Consider the following 11,960-nt stretch of genomic DNA (forward strand, 5'->3'; position numbering starts at 1 on the left):
AAGCGCAAGCGCGGCGAAGGCCAGTGGAAGCTCGGCCACCGCGAGCCGCTGAACCCGAACGAGCGCACCAAGAAGGACGACGACGGGCTCAACGTCCGCGCGCGGATCGAGAACGTCTACTCCAAGCGGGGCTTCGACTCGATCGACCCCGCCGACCTCCGCGGCCGGATGCGCTGGTGGGGGCTCTACACGCAGCGCCGCCCCGGCATCGACGGCGGCCGCACCGCGGCGCTGGAGCCCGAGGAGCTCGACGACTCGTACTTCATGCTCCGCGTCCGGCTCGACGGCGGCGCGCTCACCACCGAGCAGCTCCGCGCGCTGGGTGAGATCAGCCAGACCTACGCCCGCGACACCGCCGACATCACCGACCGGCAGAACATCCAGTACCACTGGATCGACATCGTCGACATGCCGGCGATCTGGGAGCGCCTCGAGGGCCTCGGCATGATCACCACCGAGGCCTGCGGCGACACCCCGCGAGTGATCCTCGGCTCGCCCGTCGCCGGCATCTCGGCCGACGAGAAGATCGACCCGCGCCCCGCGATGGACGAGATCCTCGCGAAGTACATCGGCAGCCCCGAGTTCTCCAACCTGCCGCGCAAGTTCAAGACCGCGATGTCCTGGCAGCAGGATGTGGCCCACGAGATCAACGACGTGTCGTTCATCGGGTCCGAGCACCCGGAGCACGGCCCCGGCTTCGACGTCTGGGTCGGCGGCGGCCTGTCCACCAACCCGAAGATCGCGCAGCGGCTCGGCGCGTGGGTGCCGCTCGACGAGGTGCCGGACGTGTGGGCCGGGATCATCTCGGTCTTCCGCGACTACGGCTACCGCCGGCTGCGCCACCGCGCGCGCATCAAGTTCCTCGTGGCCGACTGGGGCGCGGAGGAGTTCCGCCGTGTGCTGGAGGACGAGTACCTGGGCCGGAAGCTGGTCGACGGCCCCGCCCCGGAGACCCCCGCTGCCCCGATCGACCACATCGGCGTCCACAAGCAGAAGGACGGCCTCAACTACGTCGGCGCCGCGCCCGCGTCGGGCCGCGTCTCGGGCACCACGCTCGTCGCGCTCGCCGACGCCGCGGAGAAGGCCGGCTCGCAGCGCGTGCGGCTGACCCCGCAGCAGAAGCTCGTGGTGCTCGACGTCCCCGACGAGAAGGTGGACGCGCTCACCCGCGACCTGAACGCGCTTGGCCTGCAGGCCGACCCGTCCCCGTGGCGGCGCGCCACCATGGCCTGCACGGGCATCGAGTTCTGCAAGCTCGCGATCGTCGAGACCAAGGAGCGGGCGATCCGCCTGGTCGAGGAGCTGGAGAAGGGGCTCGCCGACGTCTCCCCCGAGGTGCCGATCTCCATCCACCTCAACGGCTGCCCCAACTCCTGCGCCCGCACGCAGGTGGCCGACATCGGGCTCAAGGGCCAGATCGTCACCGACGCCGACGGCAACCAGGTCGAGGGCTTCCAGGTGCACCTGGGCGGCGGGCTGGGCCTCGACGCCGGGTTCGGGCGCAAGCTGCGCGGGCTCAAGGTCACCAGCGCCGAGCTGGGCGACTACGTCGACCGTGTCGTGCGTCGCTTCATGGAACAGCGCGAGGACGGCGAGCGGTTCGCCCAGTGGGTGCTGCGGGCGGCCGAAGAAGACCTGAAGTGAGTGAGCGGGCCGTTCCGTTCTACTGCCCGTACTGCGGTGACGAGGACCTGCGCCCGGCGGAGGCCGCGCACGGGGCCTGGTACTGCGGTTCGTGCCTGCGGACTTTCGCGTTGAAGATGATCGGGATCGGAGTGCCGGGATGAACGGAGCTCGCGGAGTGAACCGTCAGCACAGCGTCCCCGCGAAGCGGCCGACCGAGCGCAGCGAGGGAGAACGATGAGTGTGGCAACCGAGACGGACCTGAAGGCGGTCGCCGAGCGCGGTGCGGCCGACCTGGGACCGGACGCCACGGCACAGGAGCTGCTCGCCTGGGCCGCGGAGACGTTCGGGGACAAGCTGATCGTCGCCTCCAACATGCAGGACGCGGTGCTCGTGGACCTGGCAGCCACGGCCAGGCCGGGCGTCGAGATCCTGTTCCTGGAGACCGGCTACCACTTCGCCGAGACCATCGGCACCCGCGACGCCGTCGAGCACACCTACGACGTGCAGATCGTCAACGCGCAGGCGAAGCGGTCCGTCGCCGAGCAGGACGCCGAGTTCGGCAAGGACCTGTTCGCGCGCGACCCCAACCAGTGCTGCGCGATGCGCAAGGTCGCGCCCCTGCGAGACACCCTCGCCGGCTACGACGCCTGGGTCACCGGGGTGCGCCGTGTCGAGGCCCCGACCAGGGCGAACACGCCTTTGGTCACGTATGACGAGAAGTTCGGGCTGGTGAAGATCAACCCGATCGCCGCCTGGAGCGACGAGGACATGGACACCTACATCCGCGAGCACAACGTGCTGGTGAACCCGCTGGTCGACGCGGGCTACCCGTCGATCGGCTGCGCCCCGTGCACCGCCAAGCCCGCCCCCGGCGCGGATCCGCGGTCGGGTCGCTGGGCCGGCACGGGCAAGATCGAGTGCGGGCTGCACGTCTCATGACCGAGCTTGCGAGGTCATCGTCGGACACAGCACGGCAGGACCCGCCGGCGACGAGCGTCAGCGAGGAGCGGGCGTGACCACTGCACTCGACGCCCTGGACGCGCTGGAGAGCGAGTCCGTCCACATCTTCCGCGAGGTCGCCGGCGAGTTCGACCGCCCGGTGATCCTGTTCTCCGGCGGCAAGGACTCCACGCTGCTGGTGCACCTGGCCGTCAAGGCGTTCGCGCCCGCGCCGGTGCCGTTCCCGCTGCTGCACGTCGACACCGGGCACAACTACCAGGAGGTCATCGACTTCCGGGACAGCATCGTCGAGCGGCTGGGCCTGCGGCTGGAGGTGGCGCACGTCCAGGACTGGATCGACGACGGCCGCCTCACCGAGCGCCCCGACGGCACGCGCAACCCGCTGCAGACCGTGCCCCTGCTCGATTCGATCGTCGAGGGCAAGTACGACGCCGTGTTCGGCGGCGGGCGCCGCGACGAGGAGCGCGCCCGGGCCAAGGAGCGGATCATCTCGCTGCGCGACGCGTTCGGCCGCTGGGACCCCCGCAGCCAGCGCCCCGAGCTGTGGAACCTGTACAACGGCCGCCACGCCCCCGGCGAGCACGTGCGCGTGTTCCCGATCTCCAACTGGACCGAGCTCGACGTCTGGCGCTACATCCAGCGCGAGAACATCGAGCTCCCCTCGATCTACTACTCCCACCGGCGCGAGGTGTTCCGCCGCGACGGGATGTGGCTGGCCGAGGGGCCATGGGGCGGCCCGCGCGGCAACGAGAAGCTCGAGGAGCGGACGGTGCGCTACCGCACCGTCGGCGACGGCTCGTGCACCGGCGCCGTCGAGTCCACTGCCACCACGCTCGACGAGATCATCGCCGAGGTCACGGCGTCCCGGCTGACCGAGCGCGGAGCGACCCGCGCCGACGACCGGCTGTCCGAGGCCGCCATGGAAGACCGCAAGCGTGAGGGATATTTCTGAGACATGAGTGAGCTTGCGATCTCATCGGACGGCGCTGTGAAGGACCTGCTCCGCTTCGCCACCGCCGGGAGTGTCGACGACGGCAAGTCCACGCTCGTCGGGCGGCTGCTCTACGACACCAAGTCGGTGCTGGCCGACCAGATCGAGGCCGTCCAGCGCGCCTCGGTCGACAAGGGCCTCTCCACGCCCGACCTGTCCCTGCTGGTGGACGGCCTGCGCGCCGAGCGCGAGCAGGGCATCACCATCGACGTGGCCTACCGCTACTTCTCCACCCCGACGCGCGAGTTCGTGCTGGCCGACACCCCCGGCCACGTCCAGTACACCCGCAACACCGTCACCGGCGCGTCGACGGCCGAGCTGGCCGTGCTGCTCGTCGACGCCCGGCACGGCGTGGTCGAGCAGACCCGCAGGCACGCCGCGGTCCTCGCGCTGCTCAAGGTGCCGCGCCTGGTGCTGGCGATCAACAAGATCGACCTCGTCGACTACGACCAGGCCGCCCTCGAGGCCATCGGCAAGGACTTCGCCGGTCTCGCCCGCTCGCTGGGCTTCACCGACGACGCCGTCGTCACCATCCCCGTCTCGGCGCTGGTCGGGGACAACGTCGTCGACCGCTCCGAGCACACCCCCTGGTATGAGGGCCCGACGCTGCTCGGGCACCTCGAGTCCGTGCCCGTCACCCCGCCCGAGGCCGACGCGCCGTTCCGGATGCCGGTGCAGTACGTGATCCGCCCCCGGACCGAAGAACTCCACGACTACCGCGGCTACGCCGGCCAGGTCGCCTCCGGCACCGTGCGCCCTGGCGACGAGGTCGTCGTGCTGCCGGGCGGCGCCCGCACGACCGTCTCCTCGGTGGACACCGCCGACGGCCCCCTCGACGCCGCCGGCGCCGGGCGCAGCGTCACCGTCCTGCTCACCGACGACATCGACATCTCCCGCGGCGACGTGCTCGCCTCCGCGTCCGAGCCGCCGACCGTCACGAACGAGCTGGACGCCACGCTGTGCTGGCTCGCCGACAAACCCCTGCGTCCCGGCGCACGGCTGCTGCTCAAGCACGGCACGCGCACCACCCAGGTGATCGTCGGTGCGCTGGGCGAGCGGCTCGACACCGACACGGTGTCCTACGTCGACGCGCCGGAGACCCTGGTCGTCAACGACATCGCCCGCGTCTCGCTGCGCACCGCCGACGCGCTGCCCGTGGACGACTACGCCGACATCCGCGCCACCGGCAGCTTCCTGCTCATCGACCCGCCGACGGGCAACACCCTCGCCGCCGGCCTGGTGGGCACGCCCCTGACCCTGGCTCCCTAATCCACCCACTGGACCGTTCGGCCGTTCGTCCGGCCGTGTGACTCGTCACTGCGGTGGTCCGATCCGCTTCACGCCCCGGCCGTCACCCGACGGCCGGGGCGTTCTGCATCCGGGCCCGCCACGACCGCCGCAGGTCACGGGCCCGCCGCCCCGCCGCACGACCAGACGTCCGGACATTTCAGCGCGTTCCCGCAGCTCGGACACCGTGTTGTCCTTCTCGGCCGGGGGACGCACGATGGTGTCGTGTCCACGATCGCGCACCCGCCCGCCGCTCTGCGGCGTGGCCCCGACGCGTCGCTGGGCACCTACCTCGCCACCGACCTCGAGCGTTTCTGGCCGTCGCGGCGCGGCCACGCCTTCGACGAGTTCTGTCGACGCTGACGCAGTGGGCCTCCTCCCGGCCCCGATGATCCGACCTCCCGATCAGCGTCCCCGTGTGCCCGGTTGCGCCCTGATGCGCACCGAGACGCGCACGTCCGTGAAAGCAGGAAGTTCATGCACGTCGATCCCGCCCTGGCCGTCGTCGGTCTGACCGTGGGTCTCCTCGTCGGCCTCACCGGCATGGGGGGCGGGGCGCTCCTCACCCCGATCCTCGTGCTGTTCTTCCGCGTCTCGCCGCTCGCCGCGGTCTCCAGCGACCTGATGACGTCGCTGGTGATGAAGCCCGTGGGCGCGGCGGTACACCTGCGCCACCGCACGGTGAACTGGCCGCTGGTCGGCTGGCTCACCGTCGGATCGGTGCCGGCCGGGTTCGTGGGGGCGGTGGTCATCGGGACGATCGGCCACGCCTCCGGGGTGGACGCCGGTCTGAAGATCGTCATCGGCATCGCGCTCGTGGCGTCGGTGGCGATGACGATCCTGCGGCAGGTGCTCGACCGCCGGATCCGGCTGCGCGAGATCCGCGACGGCGTGGCCGCCGACCGCCCGGAGGCCCCGCTCGTCGTCCGGCCGCTGCGCACGGTGGCCATCGGCGTGATCGGTGGCTTCGCCGTGGGGCTGACCTCGGTCGGAGCCGGCTCGCTGATCATCGCGCTGCTGCTGATGGCGTACCCGACGCTGCGCCCGGCGCAGCTGGTGGGCACCGACATCGTGCAGGCCATCCCGCTGGTGGCGGCCGCGACCATCGGCCATCTGCTGTTCGGTGACGTCCAGTTCGCGCTCACCGCCTCGCTGCTGCTCGGCGCGCTGCCCGGCGTCTACCTCGGCGCCAAGGTCTCCGCGCAGGGACCGGCCGCACTCGTCCGCCCGGTGGTGGCCGCGGTGCTGCTGGCCTCAGCGCTGGCCCTGCTGCAGGCGAGCACGCCGCTGATCGTCGGCGGTGCGGTGGCCGGGCTGGTCACGATGATCACGCTGCGCCCGCCGCGCCGGCCCGCCGTCGCGGATGCCCGGCCCCTGGAACCGGTCAGCTGACCGCTCCACCCCCGCCTCTCCTCCTCCGCCGTGCCGCGCGTCCCGTCGCGCGGAAAGGACCCCGACCATGCGTACGCCCCGCCACCTCGCCCCCAGGATCGTCGCCGCCGTCACCGCCCTGATCGCGGTGGGAGCCCTCGCCTCCTGTTCCCGCGCCGCCGAGGACACCACGGCCGCCCCGGCCGCCACGTCCCCCGCCACGCAGCTGCGGCTCGCCTACTTCCCCAACATCACCCATGCGCCCGCGCTGATCGGCGTGGCGAAGGGCTACTTCACCCAGGAGCTGGGCAGCACCAAGCTCACCACACAGACGTTCAACGCCGGTGGCGACGAGATCGCCGCCCTCCTCGGCGGCTCGATCGACGCGGGGTTCATCGGCTCCAGCCCCGCGATCAACGGCTTCGCCAAGTCCGACGGCAAGGACGTGCGGCTCATCGCCGGGTCGACCTCGGGCGGCGCGCAGCTCGTCGTCTCCCCCGACATCACCTCGCCCGCCCAGCTCAAGGGCAAGATCATCGCCACCCCGCAGAAGGGCAACACGCAGGACGTGTCGCTCAAGAAGTGGCTCAAGCAGAACAACCTGCCCCAGGGGACCGGCCCCGACGCGGTCACGGTGCAGAACCTGGACAACCCGCGCACGCTCGACCTGTTCAAGACGGGCCAGATCTCCGGCGGCTGGCTGCCCGAGCCGTGGAGCTCGCAGCTCGTGGCCGCGGGCGCGAAGGTACTGGTCGACGAGAAGAGCCTGTGGCCGAACGGTCTGTTCCCGACCACCGTGCTGATCGTGCGCACGCAGTACCTGCAGGAGCACCCCGACACGATCACCGCCCTGCTGCGCGGGGAACAGAAGGCCGTCGACTTCGCCGACTCCGACCCGGCCGACGCGAAGACCGTCACGAACGACGCGATCAAGCAGCTCACGCACGCCACGCTCCCGTCCGCGGTGCTCGACCGCGCGTTCTCGGAGCTGTCGTTCACGCTCGACCCGCTGGCCGCCGAGTTCCCGCAGCTGTCGAAGGACAGCGTCACCGCGGGCGTGACGACCACCGAGACCGACCTGAAGGGCTTCGTCGACCTGGCACCGCTCAACAGCGTGCTGCAGGCGACGGGCAAGCCCGCGGTGGACGCCGCGGGTCTCGACAAGGTGCAGGGGTAGGACAGCCATGACCGCCACCGTCGAACGCATCCAGCAGACCGCCGCCGTGGACCTGCGCGGCATCGGCAAGACCTTCGGCACCGGTTCGGGAGCGGTCACCGCGCTGCGCGACATCGACCTTCAGGTCCGCCCCGGCGAGTTCGTCTGCCTGCTGGGGGCCTCGGGCTGTGGCAAGTCGACGCTGCTCAACGTGGTGGCCGGGCTCGAGCAGGCCACCACCGGCCGCGTGGACCTGCGCACGACGCGCCCGTCGTTCATGTTCCAGGAGGCGGCGCTGCTGCCGTGGCTCACCGCGGGCCGCAACGTCGAGCTGCCCCTGCAGCTCAACGGGATGGGCCGGCGCGAGCGCCGCGAGCGGGCCGAGGAGCTGCTCCGGCTCGTCAGGCTCGACGGCCTCGGCCAGAAGCGGCCGCACGAGCTCTCCGGCGGGATGCGCCAGCGCGTCTCGCTCGCCCGCGCGCTGGCCGCCGCCACCAGCGGCGGCGAGGGGGACGGCCTGCTGCTGATGGACGAGCCTTTCGCCGCGCTCGACGCCATCACCCGCGACGTGCTGCAGGGCGAGCTGCTGCGCGTCTGGGAGGCCACCGGCACCACCATCATCTTCGTGACCCACGACGTGCGCGAGGCGCTGCGGCTCGCGCAGCGCGTGGTGCTGCTGTCCTCGCGGCCCGGCACGATCGTCGGCGGGTGGGACGTCCCCCAGGGAGACAGCGCTGCCGGCGGTCCCGCGCTGTACGACGAGGTCACGGCCCGGCTCCGACAGGTGATCACCAGCCATGCCGCCTGAGGTCGACACCCGCCCGGACGACTCCGCTGCCGCGGTAGCGGGTCTCGACGCCCTCGACACCCCCACGGTCGTCGCGAAGCCGTGGTGGCGGCGCGCGATCGCGACCTGGCTGCCACCGATCGTCGCCCTGGTGCTGTTCGTGGTGGTCTGGCAGATCATCTGGGCGTCGGCGATCACCAGCGAGTTCAAGATCCCGCAGCCGCTGAGCGTCTGGGACGAGTTCACCGCGACCGTCGCGGAAGGCCGCGTCTGGGACATCCTCTGGACCTCCATCAGCCGGGCGTTCCTCGGCTTCCTCGTGGCGCTGCTCATCGCCACGCCGCTCGGCCTGCTCGTGGCCAAGGTGAAGGTCGTGCGCGCCGCCATCGGACCGCTGCTGTCGGGCCTGCAGAGCCTGCCGTCCGTGGCCTGGGTGCCGGCAGCGATCCTGTGGTTCGGGCTGACCGACGCCACCATCTACTTCGTGGTGCTGGCCGGGTCGATCCCGTCGATCGCCAACGGCCTCGTCGCCGGCATCGACCAGATCCCGCCGATCCTGCCGCGCGTCGGCAAGGTGCTCGGCGCGGGCGGGCTGCGCGGCGCCCGCCACATCCTGCTGCCCGCGGCGCTGCCCGGGTACCTGGCGGGCTGCAAGCAGGGCTGGGCGTTCTCGTGGCGGTCGCTGATGGCGGCGGAGATCATCGCCGCCGGGCCGCTGCTGGGCTTCGGGCTGGGCGCCTACCTCAAGGAGGGCAGCGACCTGTCGAACATGCCCGAGGTGATCGCCGCGATCTTCCTCATCCTGATCGTGGGGATCGGCATCGAGCTGCTGGTGTTCCGCCCGATCGAGCGCCGCGTGCTGCGGGCCCGGGGACTGGCTCTCGGCGCCTGAGGACCGGCCCGATCACGGTCGAGGTGGGCCTGCGACCGGGTCGGCAGGTGGACGTCCGTCCACTCCGATGGCGATGGACAATGCCTGCGCTGAACGGCCTACTCCTCATTCTCAGGTAACCGGCGTGTCGTCCCGGGCGGGCGCTGAAGTATCACTCATTTGCTCGTCTCGGCCCCCCTTCCAGCGGTCCTTGTCTGCGTCATTCCCCTTTCGGCGTAGTCGGTATGGCGAAGCCGCCCGCTCACCGCCTTCTCCGCACAGCCCGGTGACCAGCGGGAAGCCCGGCCCGGCGACGATCCAGAGGCACACGAACAACGACGCCACAGCGGGCAAAAGCCCTCCTTAACGCGAAGAGACCGCTATCACACAGCGCGCGCCGGCCCGTGCTGACGATCGGGTGATCACCCGCGAAACGCGAAACAAGCGGCACAGCACAGCGATGAACAGGTGCGGCCCCACCCCGAGAGCCGCACCAGCAAGGGAAAGGACCAAGATGGGTTCCTGTGGGAAGAAGATTGATCCGCCGAAGTGGTCGAACGTCGGTCACTGGGCTCCCCCTCCCCCGCCCAGCTGTGACAAGGACGACCACCACAAGAAGCCCGGCAAGAAGCACCACCACAAGCACCACCCCGAGCCGGTCGGCTGCCACCGCTGACACGCAGTAGGCCCGATGGCCCCGCCCCCGCTTCTCAGGGGCGGGGCCATCGAGGTGAACGGAGCAACCGATGAGCACGACCAGCGCCCAGGTCGAGCAGGCCCCCCAGGTGGGGCTCCGGGCGATCTTCCGGCGGTTCTGGCCGGAGACCCGGCCGTTCCGCGTCCGGATGGTGCTCAGCCTGCTGCTGGTGCCCGTCGCCCCGCTCCTTGGCACGGCCAGCATCTATCTCTTCAAGGTCCTCGTCGACAACGTGCTCACGCCGCACGACTACCGGCAGTTCCCGCCCATCGCGGCTGCCTACCTGGGCATCACCGTCCTCAGCGGGCTGGTCAGCTTCGTCGACGAGTACCTCTCCGCCTGGGTCGGGGAACGGTTCGTCCTCACCCTGCGGGTGCGGCTGTTCGACCACCTGCAACGGCTCTCGCTCGGCTACTTCGAGAGCCACCAGCTCGGCGACGTCCTCTCCCGCCTGACCGGTGATGTGGGGTCGATCGAGCAGCTCGTGCTGACCGGCATCAACATGGCGCTCACCTACGGGTTCCAGGTCGTGCTGTTCGCGGGCGCCATGCTCTACCTCAACTGGCAGCTGGCGCTGGCCTCGTTCGTCGCCGCCCCCGCCTTCCTGCTGCTCGCCCGCAGCTTCTCCCGGCGCATCCAGAGCGCCTCGCGGGTGCAGCGCCAGCGCTCCGGCTCGATCAGCGCGGTGGCCGAGGAGAGCCTCGGCAACGTCGCCCTCGTGCAGGCGTACGACCGCAGCGACGACGAGGTGGCACGGTTCGGCGAGGAGAACGAGGGCAGCTTCCGGGCCCAGATGCGCGCCACCCGGTTGGAGTCGCTGTTCGGTCCCTTCAGCAGTCTGCTGGAGGCCATCGGCGTGCTGGTGGTGATGGGGATCGCGGTCTACGAGCTGGCCCAGAACCGGATCACGCTCGGCGGGCTGCTGGCCTTCCTCACCTACCTGGGCCAGCTCTACGGGCCCATCCAGGGTTTCGGCGGGCTGTCGAACACGATCTACGCCGCGAGCGCGAGCGCCGAGCGCATCATCGAGGTCCTCGACGAGGAGCCCGCCGTCGTCGAGGCGGAGCAGCCCCGGCCGCTCGGGCGCGCCGCGGGGGCCATCGGCATCGAGGACGTCGGCTTCACCTACCCCGGCTCCGGCGGCCCGGCACTGCGCGGGCTGCGCCTGCGGATCGCCCCCGGGCGCACCGTCGCGGTCGTCGGGGCGAGCGGCGCGGGGAAGTCCACGCTCACCAAGCTGCTGCTGCGTTCCTACGACCCCGACCGCGGGCGCATCACGCTCGACGGCCGCGACCTGCGGGACCTGTCGCTGTCGGACCTGCGGCGCAACGTCACGGCGGTCCTGCAGGAGACGCTCGTGTTCGACGGCACCGTGGCGGAGAACATCCGCTGGGGCAAGCCGGACGCCACCGACGCCGAGGTCGTCGCCGCCGCCGTCGCGGCCGACGCGCACCAGTTCGTGATGGGCCTCGACGACGGCTACGACACCCGGGTCGGCCAGCGCGGCCGCATGCTGTCGGGCGGCCAGCGGCAGCGCCTCGCCATCGCCCGCGCGATGATCCGGAACTCCCCGGTGCTGCTGCTCGACGAGCCGACCACCGGGCTCGACGCCGAGTCGAGCCGGCGGGTGCTCGCACCGCTGCGCCGGCTGATGTCCGGGCGTACGACGCTCGTCATCTCGCACAACCTGCTCACGGTGACCGACGCCGACGAGATCGTGTTCCTCGCCGACGGCCGGATCACCGCCACCGGCACCCACGACGAGCTGCTGCGCCGCAGCCCCGGCTACGCCGAGCTCTACCGCCTGCACCACCCCGGGGACAGCCCGGCCCCGTCGTCGGAGCCCCCCACCGCGCGGCTGCTCCGCGACCACCTGTCCGGGGCGCCGCGACCCGTGCGCCCGGCGCCCGCCCCGACCCCGGCGCCGCCGGCGGTGTCGATCACCACGCCGGTCCCGCGGGTGACCCCGAAACGGCCGTGGGCGCAGCGACCGGTGCGCCCGCCCACTCCACGACCCCAGCCCGTCGCCGGCCCCGGGCCCAGCACCCGGCCCGTTCCCGCGTCCCGGGCTGTTCCCGCACGCACCGACGACGTGCTCCCGCCCCGGACTGTTCCCGCGCCCCGGTCCGGGCCCGCCGCGGCGCCCCGGCCCGCTGTCTCTCCCCAGCCTGCCGCCGGGCCCCGCCCGGCTGTCACGTCCCGGCCTGCCGCCCC

Annotated in this window: 12 protein-coding genes; all 12 read left to right on the top strand. The window is 71.6% G+C overall.

Annotated elements, in window-relative coordinates; genetic code table 11:
• Positions 1-1,644 (top strand): nitrite/sulfite reductase (locus tag JWR81_RS14035; RefSeq protein WP_297651425.1); only part of this gene is annotated, 1,644 nt, incomplete at its 5' end.
• Positions 1,641-1,787 (top strand): Insertion element protein, encoded by a 147-nt coding sequence (locus JWR81_RS14040; protein WP_297651427.1) that lies wholly within the window; start codon positions 1,641-1,643, stop codon positions 1,785-1,787. The genes JWR81_RS14035 and JWR81_RS14040, both read left to right, overlap by 4 nt.
• 73 nt (positions 1,788-1,860) lie before the next feature.
• Positions 1,861-2,565 (top strand): phosphoadenylyl-sulfate reductase, encoded by a 705-nt coding sequence (locus tag JWR81_RS14045; protein ID WP_297651429.1) that lies wholly within the window; start codon positions 1,861-1,863, stop codon positions 2,563-2,565.
• 73 nt (positions 2,566-2,638) lie between these two features.
• On the top strand, positions 2,639-3,538 hold the full coding sequence (gene cysD, locus JWR81_RS14050; RefSeq protein WP_297651431.1) for a sulfate adenylyltransferase subunit CysD: 900 nt from the start codon (positions 2,639-2,641) through the stop codon (positions 3,536-3,538).
• A 36-nt stretch (positions 3,539-3,574) separates the two neighbouring features.
• A complete protein-coding gene (locus JWR81_RS14055; protein ID WP_297651447.1) occupies positions 3,575-4,846 on the top strand; it encodes a GTP-binding protein in 1,272 nt (423 codons plus the stop codon).
• Between the two features lie 243 nt (positions 4,847-5,089).
• Positions 5,090-5,227 (top strand): hypothetical protein, encoded by a 138-nt coding sequence (locus tag JWR81_RS14060; RefSeq protein WP_297651433.1) that lies wholly within the window; start codon positions 5,090-5,092, stop codon positions 5,225-5,227.
• 114 nt (positions 5,228-5,341) lie between these two features.
• Positions 5,342-6,256, top strand: coding sequence for a sulfite exporter TauE/SafE family protein (locus tag JWR81_RS14065; protein ID WP_297651434.1), 915 nt, complete (start codon positions 5,342-5,344; stop codon positions 6,254-6,256).
• Positions 6,257-6,323: 67 nt separating this feature from the next.
• Positions 6,324-7,412, top strand: a complete 1,089-nt coding sequence (locus JWR81_RS14070) for an ABC transporter substrate-binding protein (protein ID WP_297651436.1) — start codon at positions 6,324-6,326, stop codon at positions 7,410-7,412.
• Between the two features lie 7 nt (positions 7,413-7,419).
• The gene (locus tag JWR81_RS14075) at positions 7,420-8,199 is read left to right on the top strand and encodes an ABC transporter ATP-binding protein (RefSeq protein ID WP_297651438.1); all 780 of its coding nucleotides are present in this window, start codon (positions 7,420-7,422) and stop codon (positions 8,197-8,199) included.
• Positions 8,189-9,070: an ABC transporter permease gene (locus JWR81_RS14080; RefSeq protein ID WP_297651440.1), complete on the top strand. Its 882-nt coding sequence runs from the start codon at positions 8,189-8,191 to the stop codon at positions 9,068-9,070. The genes JWR81_RS14075 and JWR81_RS14080 overlap by 11 nt, the downstream gene beginning before the upstream one ends.
• 493 nt (positions 9,071-9,563) lie before the next feature.
• The gene (locus tag JWR81_RS14085; protein ID WP_297651442.1) at positions 9,564-9,725 is read left to right on the top strand and encodes a hypothetical protein; all 162 of its coding nucleotides are present in this window, start codon (positions 9,564-9,566) and stop codon (positions 9,723-9,725) included.
• 70 nt (positions 9,726-9,795) lie between these two features.
• The coding region (locus JWR81_RS14090; RefSeq protein ID WP_297651444.1) for an ABC transporter transmembrane domain-containing protein at positions 9,796-11,960 on the top strand (2,165 nt) is incomplete at its 3' end.

It is taken from the genome of Pseudonocardia sp. (assembly GCF_025965585.1).
Classification (GTDB): Bacteria; Actinomycetota; Actinomycetes; order Mycobacteriales; family Pseudonocardiaceae; genus Pseudonocardia.

Coding starts and splice junctions, on each gene's coding strand:
- JWR81_RS14045 (WP_297651429.1), top strand. CDS start 1,861: ATGAGTGTGGCAACCGAGACGGACCTGAAGGCGGTCGCCGAGCGCGGT.
- JWR81_RS14065 (WP_297651434.1), top strand. CDS start 5,342: ATGCACGTCGATCCCGCCCTGGCCGTCGTCGGTCTGACCGTGGGTCTC.
- JWR81_RS14070 (WP_297651436.1), top strand. CDS start 6,324: ATGCGTACGCCCCGCCACCTCGCCCCCAGGATCGTCGCCGCCGTCACC.
- JWR81_RS14075 (WP_297651438.1), top strand. CDS start 7,420: ATGACCGCCACCGTCGAACGCATCCAGCAGACCGCCGCCGTGGACCTG.
- JWR81_RS14080 (WP_297651440.1), top strand. CDS start 8,189: ATGCCGCCTGAGGTCGACACCCGCCCGGACGACTCCGCTGCCGCGGTA.
- JWR81_RS14085 (WP_297651442.1), top strand. CDS start 9,564: ATGGGTTCCTGTGGGAAGAAGATTGATCCGCCGAAGTGGTCGAACGTC.